The organism is Stenotrophomonas maltophilia group sp. P373 (assembly GCF_053295075.1).
The window spans coordinates 2,885,345-2,905,385 of sequence record NZ_CM129994.1; the positions used below are offsets into that span (position 1 = coordinate 2,885,345).

Consider the following 20,041-nt stretch of genomic DNA (forward strand, 5'->3'; position numbering starts at 1 on the left):
TCCGTTGGCAGATCCACGCCATGCGCGGATGAAAAGCGTGAGCTAGGAATTCTTTGAAAACGTGCAATTAGTGCCATAGGTCGACGCGAGCAACGCGATGAACGCCTATCGTGAACCCTCACCCGCAACATGAGGCATTGACGATGGCGTGGTACACCGAAGCGGCGCACCTGCAGGCAGAGAAGGTCACACAGGTATGGACTGACACGCATGGCCCGGCCGAGAAGGTCCAGGCGTCAGGCATCTATCGGTGCAAGGGCTGCAAGCGCGAAGTGACGTGCAACAAGAACGATCCATTCCCGCCCCAATCCCATCACCAGCACGCGCCCCACGAGGGCGACATCCGCTGGAAGCTGATCGTGCGCACCAACACCGACGGCATCTGATACAAAAAGGGGACGGAGGGGATTAAGTCGTTTTTGCCTCAAAGGGGCGAAAGCGACTTAATCCCCTCCGTCCCCTTTTTTTGGGATCAGCGCCGGCTGATGGTGAAGGCGGCGCCGTCCACGCCCAGATCCCAGCCCTTGCCGGTGCCGGACAGGGCCAGCGAGATGTCGCCCTTGGTCATCACCTGCGCGTTGCTGGACTTCACGGCACCCGCATGCGCGCCAACCGAGGCGTAGGTGCCCAGCAGCTCGTTGACGCTGACGGCGCCGGTGAAGCTGCCACGGCCATTGGTGATCTTCGACTTGCCCACGGTCAGGCCGCCGCCCTTCACTTCGATACGTACCGGCATGCTGGCGCCATTGCTGCAGGTGACGGTGCCGTTGCCGGAGGCGGTCTTGTAGATCAGCGACCAGCCGGACAGGTTGTAGCGCAGCTGGCAATCGAGATTGCCGGCAGCGTGCGCAGCCGGGGCCAGCGTTGCAGCAGACAGGGCCAGCAGCACGGCGAAAGGCTTGTTCATGGCAGGACTTCCAGTTCGGTCGGACTGACGGCGAATCTAGCAGCGCGCGCGTGCACGTTGGATGCAGGCGCGCGCGCTGGTGCGGCGGTGTTCAGGCCGTGGCTCAGGCCTGTTCATCCAGGTGGAAGGCATCGGCATCGAGCATCGCCGGGAAGCGCGCGCGATGCGCGGCCAAGGCATCGGCCGAGATGGTGGTGGTCACCACCTGTTCGCGTTCGCGGATCTCCACCTGCGGCTGGCCGAGGAAGTCGATCACCGCGCTGTCGCCGGCGTAGTGCAGCTGGTTGCCGTCCACGCCGACGCGGTTTACCGCCGCCACGAAGCACAGGTTCTCGATCGCGCGCGCGCGCAGCAAGGTCTTCCATGCATAGGCGCGCGCCGACGGCCAGTTGGCCACGAAGATCTGCAGATCGAAGTCCAGCTGCTGCGGACGCTCGACGTTGTAGCGGTTGCGGCAGAACACCGGGAAGCGCAGGTCGTAGCAGACCTGCGGATTGATCCGCCAGCCCTTCCATTCCACGCTCAGGCGCTCGCGGCCAGCAGCATAGCGTTCGTGCTCGCCGCCGTAGCGGAACAGGTGGCGCTTGTCGTAGTACTGCAGCTCGCCCTCGGGCGTGGCAAACAGCAGGCGGTTGTACACGCCCTCGCCGTCGCGCAGCTGCACGCTGCCGATCACCGCGGCATTCAAGGCCCGGGCCTGCTCGCGTACCCAGGCCACGGTCGGGCCATCCATGCCTTCGGCCTGGGCGATGGCGTCATTGGAGAAGCCACTGGTGAAGGTCTCCGGCAGGATCACCAGGTCGGTGCTGCCGGCCAGCGGTGCGAGCAGCGCGCCGTAGTAGGCGCGGTTGCCGGCCGGATCGTGCCAGCGGGTGTCGCCCTGGACGAGGGAAATGCGCAGGTCCTGCATGTCTACGCCTCCGCTCACAGCAGCCGCAGGCGTTCGATCGCCGCGTCCATGGTCGCTTCGTTCTTGGCAAAGCACAGGCGCACCAGGCGCTGGCCGGCCGGCGGAGTCTCGTAGAACGGCGACAGCGGAATGGCGGTGACGCCCTTCTCGATGGTCAACCACTTCACGAACTCATGGTCGGGCAGGTCGCTGATGGCCGAGTAGTCCACCAGTTGGAAGTAGCCACCCGGCACCGGCAGCGCTTTCAGGCGCGTACCGGCCAGCTGCTCGCGGAAACGGTCGCGCTTGGCCTGGTAGAAGGCGCCCAGTTCCAGGTGGTGTTCGGGTTCGTCGCGGATCATCGCGGCGAAACCGTACTGCGCCGGGCCGAAGCTGGTAAAGGTGTTGTACTGGTGCACCTTGCGGAACTCGGCGGTCAGCGCCGGCGGCGCGATCGCATAGCCGATCTTCCAGCCGGTGCAGTGGTAGGTCTTGCCGAAGCTGGAGATCACGAATGCGCGCTCGCGCAGCTCCGGGTAGCGCAGCGCCGACTCATGGCGACGGCCGTCGTAGATGATGTGCTCATACACTTCATCGGAAATCAGGTAGATCTGCGTGCCGCGCAGCAGTTCGGCCAGCGCCTGCATGTCCTGCGCCGACAGCATCGCGCCGGACGGATTGTGCGGGGTGTTGACGATCAACATGCGGGTGCGCGGGGAGATCGCTGCACGCACGCGATCCCAATCGACGGCGAAGGTCTGCGGATCGAGCGACACATGCACCGCCTTGGCGCCGGCCAGGTCGATCGCCGGCTCGTAGCAGTCGTAGGCCGGGTCGAGCACGATCACTTCCTCGCCCGCACGCACCACGGCGTGGATGGCGTTGAAGATGGCCTCGGTGCCGCCGCTGGTGACGGTGATCTCGCTGTCCGCATCCACCTGCGCGCCGTAGCAGTCCAGCGCCTTCTGGGCGATGGCCTGGCGCAGCGGGGCCACGCCGGTCATCGGCGGGTACTGGTTCAGCCCGGCGGCCATCGCCTTGGCAGTCTCATCGATCAGGCGCTGCGGCGCGGAAAAGTCCGGGAAACCCTGGCCCAGGTTGACCGCGCCGTGTTCGGCGGCGAGCTGGGACATCACGGTGAAGATCGTGGTACCGACCTTGGGCAGCTTGGTGGTGGGTTGCATCGGCCTGGACTGTGGGGAACAAGGCCTCCGAGTTTACGCAATCCGCGCGTCGGTGGTGCCGGCCGCTGGCCGGCAACCTCGGCTGGCAGATGGCGAAATTGCCGGCCAGCGGCCGGCACTACCCTGTGAATTCACCGCTACAATTGCGACCGCACTCCGGCATGAAGACCCCTGCCCCTTGGACACCCCTGCATTGCTGGCCGCCAGCGGCCTGAGCTTCTCCCGCAATGACGAGCCGGTGTTCGGCCCGCTGGACTTCCATGTGGACGCGGGTGAAGCCCTGCTGGTGCAGGGTGGCAACGGCGCCGGCAAGACCACCCTGCTGCGCGTTCTGGCCGGCCTGGCCCGGCCCGGCGCCGGCCAGGTGCGGATCGACGGCAAGCCGGCCAGCAACGCAGAGCGTGCGCGCTATGTCGCCTATCTCAGCCACCTGCCGGCGCTGAAGCCGGACCTCGGCACGCTGGAAAACCTGCACTTCCTGTGTGGCCTGCACGGCCGCCGTGCGCGGCAGATGCCCGGCAACGCGCTGGCCATCGTCGGCCTGGCCGGTTACGAGGACACTCTGGTACGCCACCTGTCGGCCGGGCAGAAGCGGCGGCTGGCACTGGCGCGCATCTGGCTGTCGCCGGCGCCACTGTGGCTGCTCGACGAACCCTACGCCAACCTCGACCTGGAGGGCATCACCCTGGTCAACCGGATGATTTCGGCGCACCTGCGCGCCGGCGGCGCTGCGCTGGTCACCACCCATGGCGCCTATGCCGCACCGCCGGTACGTACCCGCCAGCTCGACCTCGGCGGTGCCGCATGATCGCGCCGGGTACCGAACCAGGCCTGTGGCAGACCGCAGGCGCCCTGCTCAAGCGCGACCTGCGCCTGCTCTGGCGCCGCCGCGGCGACGCGCTGCAACCGCTGCTGTTCGCGGTGCTGGTGGTGGTGCTGTTCGCGCTGGCCCAGGGCCGCGAACCACACCTGCTGGCCGCAACCGCCGGCGCGGTGCTGTGGCTGGCCGTGCTGCTGGCGGGACAGCTGTCGCTGGATTCGCTGTTCCGTTCCGACGCCGAAGATGGCTCGCTGGAGCAATGGCTGCTGGCGCCGGTGCCGCTGGCCTGGCTGGTACTGGTGCGCGTGCTGCTGCACTGGGCCACCACGGCACTGCCGCTGATCGTGGTCAGCCCGCTGCTGGCCGAAATGCTGCATCTGCCGCATGACCAGCTGCCGATGTTGCTGGCATCGTTGCTGCTGGGCACGCCCTTGCTGAGCCTGATCGGTGGCGTGGTCGCCGCACTGACCGTTGGCATCCGGCGCTCTGGTATTCTCGTGGCGCTGCTGTCGTTGCCGCTGTACGTGCCGGTGCTGGTGTTCGGCGCAGGCAGCCTGGCGGCAGCCGGGCGCGGGCAGGATCCGGTCGGTGCGCTGCTGATGCTGGGCGCCGGCCTGCTGGTCGCGCTGGTGCTGGCGCCGCTGGCCACCGCCGCTGCAATACGTATTTCTCTGAGTTGACCGAGCTGAGAGCCAATCCACCCCTGCTGGATAGCCGCCACGCATGAATCCGATTGTCCGCTGGTTCCACCAACTCGGTTCGCCTCCCACGTTCGACCGTTTCGCTGCCCGCTGGTCGCGGGTGTTCTACCTTGCTGCAGTGCCGGTGCTGCTGGTCGGCATGTGGCAGGCGCTGCTGGTGGTGCCGCCTGAAGCCAAGCAGCTGGACAGCTTCCGGATCCTCTACATCCACGTGCCCAGTGCCTGGATGAGCCTGTTCGTGTTCGCGCTGATGGCGCTGTATGCCGCGATCGCGCTGATCTGGCGGATCAAGGTCTGCGAGATCCTGGCCATGGCCTGCGCGCCGATGGGCGCCGGCTTCACCCTCATCACCCTGCTGACCGGCAGCATCTGGGGCAAGGGCACCTGGGGCACCTGGTGGGACTGGGACCCGCGCATGACCAGCGAACTGGTACTGCTGTTCCTGTACCTGGGCGTGATCGGCCTGTACCACGCCATCGAAGACCGCCGCAGCGCCGCGCGCGCCGCTGGCCTGCTGGCCATTGTAGGTGTCAGCCTGCTGCCGGTGATCCGCTATTCGGTGGACTGGTGGGGTGGCCTGCACCAGCGCCAGTCGATCAGCGTGTTCGGTGAATCGGCGATCAGCAGCGCGATGATCGCGCCGCTGTGGTGGATGGTGATCGGCACCAAGTTCTGGTTCGCCGGTTCGGTGCTGGCCAAGGCCCGCGCCGACAATCTCGACCGCGAGGCCGGCAAGGCCTGGGTCGGCGGCCGTGTCGATGCCGCGCGCGCCTCCCGGGAGGCCCAGCCATGACCCACCTGCCCTATGTGATCGGCGCCTACGCCGTATTCGTGCTGGTACTCAGCGCCGATGCCCTCGGTTCGTGGCTGCGCCTGCGCGTGGCGCGCCGGCTGGCACTGGCCCGCCAGCAGCGGCAGCAGACCCGCGCTGGCAGGCAGGACGCCGCGACGACGCTGTCGACGGAGCTGGAACGATGACCCCGGTGCAGCGTCGCCGCCTGGTGTGGGTGCTGCTGGCCCTGCTCGCCTCCGGCCTGGCCACCGCGCTGGTGGCGATGGCGCTGGAGCGCAACATCGCCTACCTGTACACCCCTTCGGAAGTGCTGCGCGGCGATGTCGATGCACAGTCGCGTTTCCGCTTGGGCGGCATGGTGGTGAAGGGCTCCTTCAACCGCCCGGTGGGCTCGCTGGAGGCGCGCTTCGAAGTGACCGACGGCGATGCACAGCTGGCGGTGACCACCTCGCGGATCCTGCCGGACATGTTCGCCGAAGGCACCGCGGTGGTCGCCAGTGGCCGCCTGCAGGACGGTGTCTTCGTCGCCGACGAAGTGCTGGCCAAGCACGATGAGAAGTACGTGCCGAAGGAAGTGGCCGACAAGATGGGCGATGCCCATCGCAAGCACGACGTGCCGGTGACGGCCCCCGAGGTGCGCTGAGTGCTGCCCGAACTGGGTCAGATCCTGCTGTTGTGTGCGTTGCTGGCCTCGCTGCTGCAGGCCGGCCTGCCGCTGGTCGGTGCGCATCGCAACAACGCGGCATGGATGGCAGTGGCGCGGCCTGCCGCCTTCGCGCAGCTGCTGCTGTTGGCCGGCGCCTTCGCGGTGCTGACCGCCGCGTTCGTGCAGCAGGATTTCTCGGTGCGCTACGTGGCCGAGAACTCCAATTCGCTGCTGCCGCTGATCTACCGCTATTCGGCGGTGTGGGGCGCGCATGAGGGCTCGCTGCTGATGTGGGCGCTGGTGCTGGCATTGTGGACCGGCGCGGTGGCGCTGTTCTCGCGGCACCTGCCGGCACCGGTGCAGGCGCGCGTGCTGGCAGTGATGGGCGTGGTCAGCGTCGGCTTTCTCGCCTTCCTGATCTTCACCTCCAATCCGTTCCTGCGCCTGAACCCGGCGCCGCTGGAAGGCCGCGACCTCAACCCGCTGCTGCAGGACCCGGGGCTGATCATCCATCCGCCGATGCTGTACCTGGGCTACGTAGGCTTCGCGGTGCCCTTCGCCTTCGCAATGGCCGCGCTGCTGGAAGGTCGCGTGGATGCGCGCTGGCTGCGCTGGACGCGGCCGTGGACCAACGTCGCCTGGGGCTTTTTGACCCTGGGCATCGCACTGGGCAGCTGGTGGGCCTACTACGAGCTGGGTTGGGGCGGCTGGTGGTTCTGGGACCCGGTGGAAAATGCCAGCTTCATGCCGTGGCTGGTCGGTGCGGCACTGATCCATTCACAGGCCGTCACCGAAAAACGGGGCACCTTCGGCAGCTGGACCCTGCTGTTGGCCATCGCTGCGTTCGCGCTGTCGCTGCTGGGCACCTTCCTGGTGCGCTCGGGCGTGCTGACCAGCGTGCATTCGTTCGCTGCCGATCCTTCGCGCGGCCTGTTCATCCTGGTGTTCCTGTCGGTGCTGGTCGGCGGCAGCCTGCTGCTGTACGCGCTGCGCGCCAGCCAGCTCAGCGTGGACGCCGACGACCCGCGCCGTGGCTTTACCGCCACCTCGCGCGAGACCCTGCTGCTGGCCAACAACCTGCTGCTGGCCACCGCCTGCGCAATGGTGCTGCTGGGCACGCTGTACCCGCTGCTGGCCGATGCCCTGTCGCTGGGCAAGATCTCGGTCGGCCCGCCCTACTTCGGCAGCCTGTTCCTGCTGCTGATGGCACCGATGATCCTGTTGCTGCCGTTCGGCCCGCTGGTGAAATGGCAGCGTGACCAGCCCTCGCGCGCCTTCGCGCTGCTGGCACCCTGGCTGGGCCTGTCGCTGCTGCTGGGCGCGCTGGCCTGGTGGCAGGCACCGCAGAATGGCTGGAAGGCCGGCATCGGCGTCGCCGCTGCGGCCTGGGTCGCACTCGGCACCGCACGCTTCGTCTGGCAGCGCCTGCGCGGCAATGGCCGCTTCACCGCCGAGATGCTCGGCATGATCGTCGCCCACGCCGGCATCGCCGTGTTCCTGGCCGGCGCCCTGCTGGTGGAAGCGCTGAACGTGCAGCGCGAAGTGGCGCTGGCACCGGGGCAGCAGCTGGTGGTCGGTCGCTACGAAGTCCGTTTCGAAGGCGTGGACCATCGCGAAGGGCCGAATTTCATCGCTGATCGGGGCCACCTGCGGGTGCTCCGCAACGGCCGCGAGCAGGCCCTGCTACATCCCGAGAAACGCCAGTACGCCAGCGGCGGCCAGGTGATGACCGAGGCCGGCATCGATGCACGCTTCGACGGCGATGTCTACGTGGCATTGGGCGAGCCGCTGGGCAACAATGCATGGGCGGTACGGGTGCACATCAAGCCGTTCGTGCGCTGGATCTGGCTGGGCGCGCTGCTGATGGCCCTGGGCGGATTCATCACCGCCGCCGACCGCCGTTTCCGTCGTCCGTAGGAGTTCCCATGTCCGAGTCCCCCGCCCCGCGCCCCTCCCGCCCGCTGCCGCCGGTAGCCATCGTGATCGGCGTGCTGTTCTTCTTCGGCCTGCTCGGGCTGATGATCTATGGGGTGATGAAGTCGGGCGACCCGCAGCGCGACGTGCTGCCATCGGCCCTGATCGACAAGCCGGCGCCGGCGTTCGCGCTGCCGGTATTGCATGACCCGGAAATGATCGTACACAGCGACGACCTGCGCGGTGCGCCCTATCTGCTGAACGTCTGGGGCAGCTGGTGCGCGGCCTGCCGCGAAGAACATCCGGTGCTGACCCGCTTTGCCGAGAGCAAGCGCGTGCGCGTGATCGGCTACAACTGGAAGGATGATCCGACCGACGCGCTGCACTGGTTGGAACAGCTGGGCAACCCGTTCATGGTGGTGCTCAGCGACGTCGAGGGCCGCACCGCGATCGACTGGGGCGTGACCGCCGCACCGGAGACGTTCCTGGTCGATGGCAGTGGCATCGTGCGCTGGAAGTACAGTGGCGCGATGACCCAGCGCGTGGTCGACGAGAAGCTGATCCCGGCACTGCAGAAGATCGAGAAGGCCCAGGGCAGTGCCGGCAACACCCTGCATACGGCGCCCTGAGCCGATGCGCTGGCTGCTGGCGCTGCTGCTCCTGATGCTGCCGCTGGTCGCGCTGGCCCAGCAGCCGCTGCACGATCCACAGCCGCTGCACGATCCACAGCCGCTGCAGTTCCGCGACGATGCCGAGGAGCGCCGCTTCCATGACCTGGCCGCGCAGCTGCGCTGCGTGCAGTGCCAGAACCAGTCGCTGGCCGATTCGAACGCACAGATCGCGCAGGACCTGCGCCGCGAGGTGCTGCAGCTGATGCAGCAGGGCCACGACGACGCACAGATCAAGCAGTTCCTCGTCGCCCGCTACGGTGAGTTCGTGCTCTATCAACCACCGTTGCAGCCGGGCACCTGGCTGCTGTGGGGTGGCCCCCTGCTGGTGCTCGGCGCCGGTGCACTGGTGGTGCTGGGCATCGTCCGCCGACGTGGACGCACCGTCGGCGCGGCACCGGCCGGCAAGGCCGATGAAGGAGACGAATGGTGAACCATTGGCTGCCGGTGCTGGCCGGCCTGGTTGCTGCGCTGATGGCAGCACTGGTGCTGTGGCCGTTGCGCCACCAAGGTCGTCGCGGTTTCGTGGTCGGCGTGTTCGCACTGGGCGTGGCCGGTGCCTGCCTGTACCTGCTGGTCGGTGATCCGCGTGCAGCACAGGTGCAGCCGACGCCGTCGGTAGCCACCCTGCGCGATGGGGTGCAGGCCCTGCAGGATGCACTGAAGCGCGACCCTCAGCGTGCCGATGGCTGGGCATTGCTCGGGCGTTCGCAGGCCGAACTGGGCAATGCCTCAGCTGCGGCAGACGCCTTCGCGAAGGCCGCCGAATTGGCACCGGATGATCCGGGCGTGCTGGTGGAAGCCGCGCAGGCGCGCGCGCAGGCTGATGCCGGCAAGCAGTTCGACGACACCGCGATGGCCTGGTTGCAGCAGGCACGTACACTGGCCCCCGACGCCGAGCGCGCCAGCTGGCTGCTGGGCATCGCCCTGCGGCAGCGCGGAAAGAACGCCGAGGCTGCGGACGTGTGGAGCGGCCTGCTGCCACGGCTTGAGCCCGGCGCCGCGCAGGCGCTGCAGGCGCAGATCGCCATCGCCCGCGAAGCCGCAGGCCTGGCACCCGATGCCGCCCCTGCAGCACCAGCGGCGCTGCTGCAGGTACGCGTGCAGCTGCCTGCGCTGGAGAATGCCGAGTGGCCGGCCAGCACCCGGGTATTCGTGCTGGCCCGCGCCGTGGGTGGACCGCCGATGCCGGTGGCCGCACGCAAGCTGCCGCTGGCCGGTTTCCCGGCCACGGTTGCGCTGGGCGACGGTGACAGTCCGATGCCAACCGCACCGCTGTCGGCCCATCGCGAAGTGGAAGTGCTGGCACGCATCTCGCGCACCGGCAGTGCCAATCGCAGCGAGGACGACCTGCAGAGCGTTCCGGTGAAGGTAAGCCTGCCGCATGAGGGCGTGGTGGAGCTGCGGTTTCCATAACGCGCCGCCCGGTAGTGCCGGCCGCTGGCCGGCAACCACGCAGGCGCATCAGGATTCATGAGGTTGCCGGCCAGCGGCCGGCACTACCTGCATCGCCGGTGGAAACCAGCGTGTCGCCAGCTCCACATGCGGCCCCGCTAGAATGCGTGCATGACCGAATTCATCCCGCCCGGCACCCGCTTCCACGCCCTGCCCTCGCCGTTCCCGTTCAAGCGCGGTGGCGCCCTGCACGGCGCGCGCGTGGCCTACGAGACCTGGGGAACGCTGGCGACTGACGCCAGCAATGCGATCCTGATCGTGACCGGCCTGTCGCCGGATGCGCATGCGGCGGCCAACGAGGCCAACCCAGCACCGGGCTGGTGGGAAGCGATGGTTGGCCCCGGCAAGCCGATCGATACCAACCGCTGGTTCGTGGTGTGCGTGAATTCGCTGGGCAGCTGCAAGGGCTCGACCGGCCCCGCTTCGCTCAACCCGGCCACGGGCGAACCGTATCGCCTGGGCTTCCCCGAGCTGTCGGTCGAAGACGGCGCCCGCGCCGCCGTCGACGTCGTGCGTGCACTGGGCATCGAGCGACTGGCCTGCGTGGTCGGCAACTCGATGGGCGGCATGACGGCCCTTGCCATCCTGATGCTGCATCCGGGCATCGCGCGCAGCCACGTCAACATTTCCGGCAGCGCGCAGGCGTTGCCGTTCTCGATCGCGATCCGCTCGCTTCAGCGCGAGGCGATCCGCCTCGACCCGCGCTGGAATGGCGGCCACTACGACGATGCCGAGTACCCCGAGTCCGGCATGCGCATGGCGCGCAAGCTGGGCGTGATCACCTACCGCTCCGCACTGGAGTGGGATGGCCGCTTCGGCCGCGTACGGCTGGATTCGGACCAGACCGACGACGATCCGTTCGGCCTGGAATTCCAGGTGGAAAGCTATCTGGAAGGCCACGCACGGCGCTTCGTGCGTTTCTTCGATCCGAACTGCTACCTGTACCTGAGCCGCTCGATGGACTGGTTCGACCTGGCCGAGTATGCCGACGGCGACGTGCTGGCCGGGCTCGCGAAGATCCGGGTGGAGAAGGCGCTGGCGATCGGCGCCAACACCGACATCCTGTTCCCCGTGCAGCAGCAGCAACAGATTGCCGATGGCCTGCGCGCCGGCGGTGCCGATGCGCACTTCATCGGCCTGGAATCTCCGCAGGGCCACGACGCCTTTCTCGTCGATTTCGAGCGTTTCGGCCCGGCCGTGCGCGGCTTCCTCGACGCGCTGTAAGTGGCGTGGCGGCGTAATCTCGCGCTGGCTGCCTTCGGCGCGTTGGCTGCATTGATGATCAGCAGCGTGCTGCCGCTGTGGCTGGGCGGCTGGTGCGTGCTGGCCAGCGCAGTGTCGTTCGGCCTCTATGGCCATGACAAGCGCGCGGCGCAGCGAAAGCAGTGGCGGATTCCCGAGCGCACCCTGCAGCTGCTGGCGTTCGCCGGCGGCTGGCCCGGCGCGCTGCTGGGCCAGGCGATGTTCCGCCACAAGCATCGCAAGGCCGCGTTCCAATGGGTGTTCTGGCTGTGCGTGCTGGCCAACGTGGCCTCGATCGCGGTGATGCTGCGCGAGTTCTCGCGGTAACCGTTCGAATGGGTAGTGCCGGCCGCTGGCCGGCAACGTCATGATGTTCGACGCGGATGCGTGGTTGCCGGCCAGCGGCCGGCACTACCGGGGTGTTGTCACGCTTCGCGCTCCAACACCCCATCACGCAACCGGTACTGCGCATCGACCACGCCTTCGGGCAGGTCGTCGTGGGTGATCATCAACAGGCTGCGCCCGTCCAGCAACCCGGAGAGATCCTGCAGCAGCGCACGTGCGGTATCCACGTCCAACCCTTCGGTTGGTTCGTCCAGCAGCAGGATCGGCGCGTTGCGCAGCAGTGCCCGCGCCAGCGCCAGCCGTCGCGCCTGGCCAGCCGACATCGTCGCGCCGTTCTCGCCCACCCAGGCCTGCAGGCCACCGTTGCGCTCGGCCCAGTCGCCCAGGCGCACGCGACGGAGGACCGCCCACAAGGCGGCGTCGCTGGCATCGGGATCGCCCAACCGCAGGTTTTCTGCCACGCTGCCGGCAAACACCGGTGCGTTCTGTGGCAGCCACGCCAGTTGCTGGTGCCACTCAGCCTGGGCGACGTCGCGCAGATCGCGGCCACCATAGGTGATTCGCCCCTGCTGCGGATCCCACAGCCGCAGCAGCAGGCTGGACAGCGTGGTCTTGCCACTGCCGCTGTCGCCGCGGATGGCAATGCGTTCGCCTGGCGCCAGGGTCAGCTGGAGACCGGACAGCACCGGCCGCGCCGCGCCCGGCCACTGGAAATGCACATCGTCCCAATGCACGCGCGCGGCTTGCGGCACCGGCTGTGGCACTTGCGGATCGTCCACCGTCGGCGGTTGCTCGACGATCGCCTGCAGGCGATCTGCGGCAATGCGCCCGGACTGCAGCGACTGCCAGGCCAGGCCCATGCCGGCCCACAGTTCGATCAACGCCACGGTCAGGAACACGAGGCCCGCCGCCATCTCCGGCGCGATGCGCTGCCGTTCGGCGGCGTGCAGGGCCAACGCCAGCATCGCCACCAGGCCCAGACCGGCCACCAGGCCGTGCAGGGTCGAGGCCGCGACCAGGCGCCAGCGACGGCGGCGGTCACGCGAGGCCAACTGCTTGGCTGCCACGCGCACCTTCAGCTGCCACGCGGCATCGGCATGCAGCGCGGCCAGATCTCCCGCCCCTTCCAACCCTTCAAAGGCCGCGGTGCGCAATGCGGCGCGATGCGCGGCGCGGTCGGCTTCTTCCTCATCGTGGCCACGCACGCCCAGCCACGGCACACCGAAGGCGATCAGCAGCGCCAGCACCGCCAGCAGCACTGCCGCCGACGGCAGGATCAGCGCCGCCGATGCAACCGCCACCACCGACAGCGCACCCAGTGCCACCAGCGGCCCGATCGCCCGTACCAGCAGGCCATCCACCTCGCCGATGTCGCCCAGCAGTCGCGCCAGCAGCTCGCCGGTGCGCGTAGCGCCCAGCCGTGCCGGCGCCAGTGGCAGCGCGCGGCGGAAGAACCAGACGCGCAGATCGCGGGCGATGCGCAGGGTGGCATCGTGGCCCACCAGCTTTTCGAAGTAGCGCGACACGATGCGCGCCAGGGTCAAGCCACGGATACCCGCAGACGGCGAGAAGAAATTGAATCCCTGCCCCAGGCCTGCGGCACCGGCCAGCGCGGCCGCGGTGAGGAAACCACCGGACAGGCCCAGCAATGCAGTGCCGGCCAGCATCGTGGTCCACAACAACAGGATCGTCAGCAACAGGCGCGGACGATGGCGCAGGAACACCGCGCGCAGCGAATCGGGCGAACGGCTCATGCGCGCACCGCCTGTGCCGGTTCCACCAGGCGGCCTTCCGGCAGCAGCAGGCAACGATCGGCCCAGGCGATCACCGCCGGGCTGTGGGTGGCGACCACCACGCTGCGGCCACGTGCATATGCGGCCAGGCTGCGCAGCAATGCCGCTTCGGTATCGGCATCCAGGAACGCGGTGGGTTCGTCCAGCAGCAGCACCTGCGGATCACGCAGCAGGAGGCGGGCCAGGCCGATGCGACGCGCCTCACCACCGGACAGGCCGAAGCCACGTTCGCCGATCACCGTATCCAGCCCCTGCGGCAGGCGCTGCGCAAACTGCAGTACCTGCGAAGCCTCGGCCACCGCGCGCAGGCGCGCATCGCTGGCGCCGGGATCGGCCAGGCGCAGGTTGTCGGCGATGCTGCCGTGGAACAGGTACGGACGCTGGCTGGCATAGGCCACCTGCACGCCGGGACGCACCTGCAGCTTGCCGGCACGCGGCGGCAGCCAACCGGCCAGCGCCTCCAGCAACGTACTCTTGCCGGACCCGCTGGGACCGACCAGGGCCAGGCGCTGGCCCGGTTCCAGCAGCACGTCCAGATCCTGCAGCACATCGTGCGGCGCGCCCAGCGGACGCAGCACCAGACCCTGTGCCCGCAGCGGCGGCAGCGCGGCCTCGGCCGGCTCCACCGCCAGCGGCGCGGCTTCGTTCTCGATCAGGCCCTGCTCACCGGGCAGCGACTGCAGCAGGCGCTCCACCTCAGCAGCGGCAGCCAGCGCATTGGCACGGTCGTGGTAGTGCGCGGCCAGCCGTCGCAGCGGCGCATAGAATTCCGGCGCCAGCAGCAGGCAGAACAGGCCCGCCCCCAGCGTCGGTACCGCTGCATGCAGCGACATCATGCCCAGATAGCTCAGCCCGAGGTACAGGGCGACCATCGCCACGCTGACCGAGGCGAAGAACTCCAGCACCGTGGACGAAAGGAAAGCGATGCGCAGAACCTTCAGGGTGCGCACGCGCACGCCTTCGGCAGCTGCCTCGATCCCCTCCAGCTCAGCCTCGCCGCGGCCATACAGGCGCAGCAGGCCCAGGCCCTTGATGCGGTCGGCGAAATGGCCGCTCATCCGCGCCAGCTCACCCAGCTGCGCGCGGCCGGCCGCTTCGGCCCCCCAGCCCACCAGCATCATGAAGAACGGTACCAACGGTGCAGTGAACAGCAGGATCAGCGCCACCACCCAGTCGACCCAGGCTACGGCGGCCAGGATCAGCAGCGGCACCACCACCACTTCGGTGCGTACCGGCAGGAAACCGCTGTAATAGCTCTCGATCGCATCAGCGTGATGCAGCATCAGTTCGCCCAGTTCGCCGGTGCGGCGCTGGCGCAGCCACAGCGGCCCCAGGCCAAGCAGGCGTCCGAACACGCGTTCACGCAGGGCCAACCGCGCGGCATCGGCCACATCACCGGCGGCGGCCTGGGTGGCGCTGCCCAGCAGCGTGCGCGCCACCAGGATCGCCGCCAGACCGCCCAGCACCGGCAACCCCGAGGCCAGCGGCGCGCGCTCTACCAGCACCTGCTGCACCAGCCAGGCGATGGCGGCCGCCTGGCCGATCAACAGGGCACCGGACAGGCTGATGCACAATGCCGCCAGCCGCTGGCGGCCTCGAGCAGGCCGCGCCAGATCGGCCAGCCACGCGCTGCGGGCGCGCCGCTGGCGGGTCGTTTCGGCGTCCTGGGACAGGGCGACGGAGGAGGTTTCGGCAGCGCTCAAGGGGTCTTCACGGGCAACGGGGGAGACACGGCATTGTAGGCGCAGGCAATGGCCGGCCTCTGCGGCCAGCAGTCGCAGTCTTCATCAGGTTGGCATACGATCAACCGGGGCACCTGTTCATACATTGATCTGGATCAAGGCTGTTTGAAGTAGTCGGTCACATCATTCACGTCGTAGACCACCCTTCCCGCCACCTGCAACGGCACTATCCAACGAGGTAGCCAGGCCATGATTGATCAGACAGTCGTAGAACTGTCGCGGCTGCAATTCGCGCTGACCGCGATGTACCACTTCCTATTCGTACCGCTCACCCTCGGCCTGTCCTTCATGGTGGCCATCATGGAGAGCGTGTACGTGATGACCGGCAAGGAGATCTGGCGCAGGATGACCCTGTTCTGGGGCGTCCTGTTCGGCATCAACTTCGCCATGGGCGTCGCCACCGGCATCGTCATGGAATTCCAGTTCGGCATGAACTGGTCCTACTACAGCCACTACGTCGGTGACATCTTCGGTGCGCCGCTGGCCATCGAAGGCCTGATGGCGTTCTTCCTGGAAGCCACCTTCGTCGGCCTGTTCTTCTTCGGCTGGAACCGCCTGACCAAGGTCAAGCACCTGATGGTGACCTGGCTGATGGCGCTGGGTACCAACCTGTCGGCGATCTGGATCCTGGTCGCCAACGGCTGGATGCAGAACCCGACCGGTGCGGTGTTCAACCCGGAAACCATGCGCATGGAAGTGGTCGACTTCATGGCGGTGGTGTTCAACCCGGTGGCGCAGGCCAAGTTCGTGCACACCGTCAGCGCCGGTTATGTGACCGGTGCGGTGTTCGTGATGGCGATCAGCGCCCTGTTCCTGCTGCGCAACAAGCACAAGGACCTGGCCCGTCGTTCGTTCGCGGTGGCCGCAGCGTTCGGCCTGCTGTCCTCGCTGTCGGTGGTGGTGCTGGGTGACGAGAGCGGTTACGCCGCCAGTGAACACCAGAAGATGAAGCTGGCCGCGATCGAAGCGATGTGGGAGACCGAGCGTGCGCCGGCCGACTTCACCGCCTTCGGCATCCCGAACCAGGACACCCACCAGAACGACTACGCGGTGAAGATCCCGTACCTGATGGGCCTGATCGCCACCCGTTCGTTGAACCAGCCGATTCCGGGCATCCTGGAACTGGTCGAGCGCGCCGAACACCGCGTGCGCGGTGGCCAGCTCGCCTACGGCGCGCTGGAACGCCTGCGTGCGAACAAGAACGACGTGGAAGCGCGCGAGATGTTCGACCGCCACTGGCAGGACCTGGGCCACGGCCTGCTGCTCAAGCGCTATCGCGATGACATCCTCAACGCCACCCCGCAGGAAATCTCGCAGGCGGCGATGGACACGGTGCCGCGCGTGATGCCGCTGTTCTGGACCTTCCGCGTGATGGCCGGCCTGGGCTTCTACCTGATCGCCTTCTTCGCGCTGGCCTTCTACTACTCGTGCCGCAACAACTTCCAGGACAAGCGCTGGTTCCTCAAGCTGGCCCTGTGGACGCTGCCGGCACCGTGGATCGCGATCGAGTGCGGCTGGTTCGTCGCCGAATACGGCCGCCAGCCGTGGGCGGTCGATGGCGTGCTGCCGACCTTCTATGCGGCATCGGGCCTGGCGCTGCATGAAATCGTGCTGACCCTGGCCGGCTTCACCGCGATCTACACCGCGCTGATCGTGGTCGAGATCAAGCTGATGCTCAAGGCGATCCGCAAGGGGCCGGACGAACTGCTGCCGTCGCTGCAGTCGCCCCAGCCGCATGCTTCCCACAATGCCTCGGCGCCGGCCGCCGGCCAGGCCTGAGGCAGGAGAACCAAGATGGATTTCATTCTTCTGGACTACACCACGCTGCGCGTGATCTGGTGGCTGCTGCTCGGCATCCTGCTGATCGGCTTCGCCGTGATGGATGGTTTCGACCTGGGCGTGGGCACCCTGCTGCCCTTCGTCGCCCGCACTGATGCCGAGCGCCGCCGGGTGATCAACACCATCGGCCCGGTCTGGGAAGGCAACCAGGTGTGGCTGATCCTGGGTGGCGGCGCGATCTTCGCCGCCTGGCCGCCGCTGTATGCGGTCAGCTTCTCCGGGTTCTACCTGGCGATGTTCGTGATCCTGTTCGCCCTGATCCTGCGTCCGGTCGGCTTCAAGTTCCGCAGCAAGATGCCCAGCGAACGCTGGCGCAACACCTGGGACTGGGCGCTGTTCATTGGTGGCTTCATTCCCGCACTGATCATGGGCGTGGCCGTGGGCAACGTGCTGTTGGGCGTTCCGTTCCATTTCGATGACAGCATGCGCATCTTCTACACCGGCTCGTTCTTCGGCCTGCTGATGCCCTTCGCGCTGCTGGCCGGCCTGCTCAGCGTCTCGATGCTGGTCGCCCACGGTGCGGCCATGCTGGTGATCAAGACCGACGGCCCGGTGGCCGAGCGTGCGGCCCGCTTCGGCAGCATCGCGGCAATCATCGCCTTCGTGCTGTTCGCAGTGGGTGGCGCCTGGGTGGCCTTCGGCCTGCCGGGTTACCAGATCACCTCGCAGGTGGTTACCGATGGCGCCACCAATCCGCTGCTGAAGACCGCCGAACTCGGCGCCGCCGGTGGCTGGATGCGCAACTACAGCGCGATGCCGGCCACGATCCTGGCCCCGCTGCTCGGCCTGGCGGGTCTGCTGGCCAGTGCGGTGCTGCTGCGTGCCCGTCGTGGCGGCCTGGCCTTCATCGCCTCCGGTGCGGCCATCGCCGGCATCATCCTGACCGTCGGCTTCGCCATCTTCCCGTTCCTGCTGCCGTCCTCGAGCCAGCCCACCTCCAGCCTGACCGTGTGGGATGCCTCGTCCAGCCACCTGACCCTGTGGATCATGCTGCTGGCCACGGCGGTGTTCCTGCCGATCATCCTCGCCTACACCACCTGGGTGTACCGCGTGCTGAAGGGCAAGACCACCACCGAAGAGATGGGCAACAACCCGAACGCCTACTGATTGCCGGTGTGCCGGCCGACGGTCGGCACACTCTTGAACAAAGGAGATTGACCATGTGGTACTTCGCCTGGATTCTCGGTGCCGGCCTCGCCTCGACGGTGGCCATCCTCAACGGCATGTGGTTCGAAGCCCGCGAGCAGAACCGCATCGAGAAAGAAAATCGTCGCTGAGCCGTAAAAAAACCTTGCCGCCCTGGCCTTCACACGGTATCTTAGGCGGCTCCTTCGGGGTGTAGCTCAGTCTGGTAGAGCGCTACGTTCGGGACGTAGAGGTCGCAGGTTCGAATCCTGTCTCCCCGACCACTCACGTGGTCGCATTGAAGCCTGGTGAAGTCATCCAGGCTTTTTTGTTCCCTGAGGTGGCACTGCTTCGGCAGTGTGAAGAAAACAGCATTCACCCCTTGCCGCCATCGGGGTGAATCGCTAGAATAGGCGGCTCCCTTCGGGGTGTAGCTCAGTCTGGTAGAGCGCTACGTTCGGGACGTAGAGGTCGCAGGTTCGAATCCTGTCTCCCCGACCACTTCGGTGGTCACCAAGAAGCCTGGAAGACATCACTGTCCTCCGGGTTTTTTTGTACCCGGCGCCAGGCCGCCCGCATGACGGGACCTTGCCGGAGCGCACACGTACAATGGCCGCGCTGCCGGCCCACCTGCAGCCACCACTCCCCCACCTGCCGCTTCGGCGTAGACCGATGCCGGCGCTGCATGCCATTGCCGCGGCGTGCGACACCTGCAAGGATCACCGATGAGTTCCTCCACTTCCGATTCGCCGTCGCTGCTGCACGGGCGCGTGCTGGCTTTCGCCGCCATCCTGCTGGCAGCGATCAACCTGCGCACCGCAGTAACGTCGATCACGCCCCTGCTGGACGTGCTCGGCCAGCAGTTCGGCTTCGGCACCACCATGACCGGCGTACTGGGCATGCTGCCGACCGCCTCGTTCGCGCTGTTCGGCGTGGCCACGCCGGCACTGGCGCGGCGCCTGGGCCTGGAACGCACTACGCTGCTGGCAATGCTGATGGCGATGGCCGGCCTGCTGCTGCGCTCCAGCGCCGGCAACGTCGGCACGCTGCTGCTGGGCTCGGTAATCGCGCTGGCCGGCATGGGCATCGGCAACGTGGTGGTGCCGCCGCTGGTGAAGCGTTACTTCGCCAACAAGGTCGGCACCATGAGCACGCTCTACATCAGCGTGCTGCAGCTGGGCACGATGCTGCCGGCGCTACTGGCAGTACCGGTGGCCAACGCTGCAGGCTGGCGCGTGTCGCTGGGCATGTGGGCGCTGCTTGCACTGGCCGCCGCGCTGCCGTGGCTGGTGCTGGCCAGGCGCGCACCGAAGCCGCTGGCCGACGCCGCCGATCCCACCGCGCAGCCGCACGGAAAGGTCTGGCGCACGTCGCTGGGCTGGAGCATGACGCTGATGTTCGGCATGACCTCACTGATGACCTATTCGATGTTCACCTGGCTGCCGCGCATCGTGGTCGAGGCCGGTGGCACGCCTGCATTCGGTGGCGTGATGGTAGCGGTGTTCTCGGCACTGGGCCTGCTGCCGTCACTGGTCATTCCGTCGATGGCGGTACGCATGCAGAACCCGTTCCCGCTGGTGCTGATCGGCTTCTTCTCGTTCGTGATCGCCTTCACCGGGCTGCTGCTGGCGCCGATGAAGGCTCCCCTGCTGTGGGCCTGCCTGCTCGGCGTCGGCCCGTCCACCTTCCCGCTGGCGCTGACCCTGATCAACCTGCGCACCCGCACCCCGGCCGGCTCGGCCGCGCTGTCGGGCTTCATGCAGGGCGTGGGCTACAGCTTCAGCTGCCTGGGCCCGTTCCTGGTCGGCTGGCTGCATACCGTCAGCAATGGCTGGACGCTCCCGTTCAGCTTCCTGTTCGGCTGCGCCACCCTGATGCTGTGCGCCTCGTGGGTCGCCTGCAAGCCCCGCAAGCTGGAAGATCTCTGGTAGCCCGGCCGGGGCCGCCAGACGGCCCCGCCTACCGCTCGTCAGACACC

Annotated in this window: 21 protein-coding genes and 2 tRNA genes; 18 read left to right on the forward strand and 5 right to left on the reverse strand. The window is 67.6% G+C overall.

Going from position 1 to position 20,041, the window contains the following annotated elements; genetic code table 11:
* Positions 1–143 precede the first annotated feature (143 nt).
* Positions 144–386 (forward strand): hypothetical protein, encoded by a 243-nt coding sequence (locus tag ACSYHF_RS13440; protein ID WP_005417638.1) that lies wholly within the window; start codon positions 144–146, stop codon positions 384–386.
* Positions 387–472: 86 nt separating this feature from the next.
* Here the strand turns inward: ACSYHF_RS13440 and ACSYHF_RS13445 are convergent, their stop codons facing one another.
* From ACSYHF_RS13445 to ACSYHF_RS13455, 3 genes are all read right to left on the reverse strand, one after another.
* A complete protein-coding gene (locus ACSYHF_RS13445) occupies positions 473–907 on the reverse strand; it encodes a hypothetical protein (RefSeq protein ID WP_061478014.1) in 435 nt (144 codons plus the stop codon).
* A gap of 103 nt (positions 908–1,010) precedes the next feature.
* Entirely contained in the window at positions 1,011–1,817 is an 807-nt protein-coding gene (locus ACSYHF_RS13450) for an amidohydrolase (RefSeq protein WP_447575725.1), read from the reverse strand.
* Between the two features lie 14 nt (positions 1,818–1,831).
* A complete protein-coding gene (locus ACSYHF_RS13455; RefSeq protein WP_005417643.1) occupies positions 1,832–2,980 on the reverse strand; it encodes a pyridoxal phosphate-dependent aminotransferase in 1,149 nt (382 codons plus the stop codon).
* Between the two features lie 178 nt (positions 2,981–3,158).
* Here ACSYHF_RS13455 and ccmA point away from each other — a divergent pair, with 178 nt between their 5' ends.
* The 11 genes from ccmA to ACSYHF_RS13510 all read left to right on the forward strand — a co-directional run bounded on the left by ccmA (position 3,159) and on the right by ACSYHF_RS13510 (position 11,546).
* Positions 3,159–3,788 (forward strand): heme ABC exporter ATP-binding protein CcmA, encoded by a 630-nt coding sequence (gene ccmA / locus ACSYHF_RS13460; RefSeq protein ID WP_032954317.1) that lies wholly within the window; start codon positions 3,159–3,161, stop codon positions 3,786–3,788.
* Positions 3,785–4,480: a heme exporter protein CcmB gene (ccmB, locus tag ACSYHF_RS13465; protein WP_005417647.1), complete on the forward strand. Its 696-nt coding sequence runs from the start codon at positions 3,785–3,787 to the stop codon at positions 4,478–4,480. Before ccmA ends, ccmB begins: the two co-directional genes overlap by 4 nt.
* A 43-nt stretch (positions 4,481–4,523) precedes the next feature.
* Complete coding sequence (ccmC, locus tag ACSYHF_RS13470; RefSeq protein WP_005417651.1) at positions 4,524–5,294, forward strand: heme ABC transporter permease CcmC; 771 nt, start codon at positions 4,524–4,526, stop codon at positions 5,292–5,294.
* Positions 5,291–5,479: a heme exporter protein CcmD gene (locus ACSYHF_RS13475; protein ID WP_005417652.1), complete on the forward strand. Its 189-nt coding sequence runs from the start codon at positions 5,291–5,293 to the stop codon at positions 5,477–5,479. The genes ccmC and ACSYHF_RS13475 overlap by 4 nt, the downstream gene beginning before the upstream one ends.
* Positions 5,476–5,937: a cytochrome c maturation protein CcmE gene (gene ccmE, locus ACSYHF_RS13480; protein WP_005417653.1), complete on the forward strand. Its 462-nt coding sequence runs from the start codon at positions 5,476–5,478 to the stop codon at positions 5,935–5,937. The genes ACSYHF_RS13475 and ccmE overlap by 4 nt, the downstream gene beginning before the upstream one ends.
* Positions 5,938–7,857: a heme lyase CcmF/NrfE family subunit gene (locus tag ACSYHF_RS13485; protein WP_119706103.1), complete on the forward strand. Its 1,920-nt coding sequence runs from the start codon at positions 5,938–5,940 to the stop codon at positions 7,855–7,857.
* 8 nt (positions 7,858–7,865) lie between these two features.
* A complete protein-coding gene (locus ACSYHF_RS13490; protein ID WP_005417655.1) occupies positions 7,866–8,483 on the forward strand; it encodes a DsbE family thiol:disulfide interchange protein in 618 nt (205 codons plus the stop codon).
* A 4-nt stretch (positions 8,484–8,487) separates the two neighbouring features.
* Positions 8,488–8,955 carry a cytochrome c-type biogenesis protein gene (locus tag ACSYHF_RS13495; protein WP_447575726.1) on the forward strand — a complete coding sequence of 156 codons (468 nt, stop codon included), beginning with the start codon at positions 8,488–8,490 and terminating at the stop codon, positions 8,953–8,955.
* On the forward strand, positions 8,949–9,938 hold the full coding sequence (locus tag ACSYHF_RS13500) for a tetratricopeptide repeat protein (RefSeq protein ID WP_197598569.1): 990 nt from the start codon (positions 8,949–8,951) through the stop codon (positions 9,936–9,938). The genes ACSYHF_RS13495 and ACSYHF_RS13500 overlap by 7 nt, the downstream gene beginning before the upstream one ends.
* A gap of 150 nt (positions 9,939–10,088) precedes the next feature.
* Positions 10,089–11,201 carry a homoserine O-acetyltransferase MetX gene (metX, locus tag ACSYHF_RS13505; RefSeq protein ID WP_447575727.1) on the forward strand — a complete coding sequence of 371 codons (1,113 nt, stop codon included), beginning with the start codon at positions 10,089–10,091 and terminating at the stop codon, positions 11,199–11,201.
* Positions 11,202–11,546 (forward strand): DUF1294 domain-containing protein, encoded by a 345-nt coding sequence (locus ACSYHF_RS13510; RefSeq protein ID WP_329845152.1) that lies wholly within the window; start codon positions 11,202–11,204, stop codon positions 11,544–11,546.
* 98 nt (positions 11,547–11,644) lie between these two features.
* Here ACSYHF_RS13510 and cydC read toward each other — a convergent pair whose 3' ends face one another.
* Positions 11,645–13,318: a thiol reductant ABC exporter subunit CydC gene (cydC, locus tag ACSYHF_RS13515; RefSeq protein ID WP_065196625.1), complete on the reverse strand. Its 1,674-nt coding sequence runs from the start codon at positions 13,316–13,318 to the stop codon at positions 11,645–11,647.
* The gene (gene cydD, locus ACSYHF_RS13520; protein WP_065178265.1) at positions 13,315–15,060 is read right to left on the reverse strand and encodes a thiol reductant ABC exporter subunit CydD; all 1,746 of its coding nucleotides are present in this window, start codon (positions 15,058–15,060) and stop codon (positions 13,315–13,317) included. The genes cydC and cydD overlap by 4 nt, the downstream gene beginning before the upstream one ends.
* A 228-nt stretch (positions 15,061–15,288) precedes the next feature.
* Between cydD and ACSYHF_RS13525 the strand changes: the two genes are divergently transcribed.
* The 6 genes from ACSYHF_RS13525 to ACSYHF_RS13550 all read left to right on the forward strand — a co-directional run bounded on the left by ACSYHF_RS13525 (position 15,289) and on the right by ACSYHF_RS13550 (position 19,994).
* Positions 15,289–16,878 (forward strand): cytochrome ubiquinol oxidase subunit I, encoded by a 1,590-nt coding sequence (locus ACSYHF_RS13525; RefSeq protein WP_053501033.1) that lies wholly within the window; start codon positions 15,289–15,291, stop codon positions 16,876–16,878.
* Positions 16,879–16,893: 15 nt separating this feature from the next.
* Entirely contained in the window at positions 16,894–18,045 is a 1,152-nt protein-coding gene (gene cydB / locus ACSYHF_RS13530; RefSeq protein WP_053501030.1) for a cytochrome d ubiquinol oxidase subunit II, read from the forward strand.
* A gap of 53 nt (positions 18,046–18,098) precedes the next feature.
* Positions 18,099–18,215: a cytochrome bd-I oxidase subunit CydX gene (cydX, locus tag ACSYHF_RS13535; protein ID WP_005410354.1), complete on the forward strand. Its 117-nt coding sequence runs from the start codon at positions 18,099–18,101 to the stop codon at positions 18,213–18,215.
* A 55-nt stretch (positions 18,216–18,270) separates the two neighbouring features.
* A tRNA-Pro gene (locus ACSYHF_RS13540) sits at positions 18,271–18,347 on the forward strand.
* A 140-nt stretch (positions 18,348–18,487) separates the two neighbouring features.
* Positions 18,488–18,564, forward strand: a tRNA-Pro gene (locus ACSYHF_RS13545).
* A gap of 224 nt (positions 18,565–18,788) precedes the next feature.
* Positions 18,789–19,994, forward strand: coding sequence for a CynX/NimT family MFS transporter (locus ACSYHF_RS13550; RefSeq protein ID WP_065178262.1), 1,206 nt, complete (start codon positions 18,789–18,791; stop codon positions 19,992–19,994).
* The last annotated feature ends 47 nt before the right edge of the window (positions 19,995–20,041 follow it).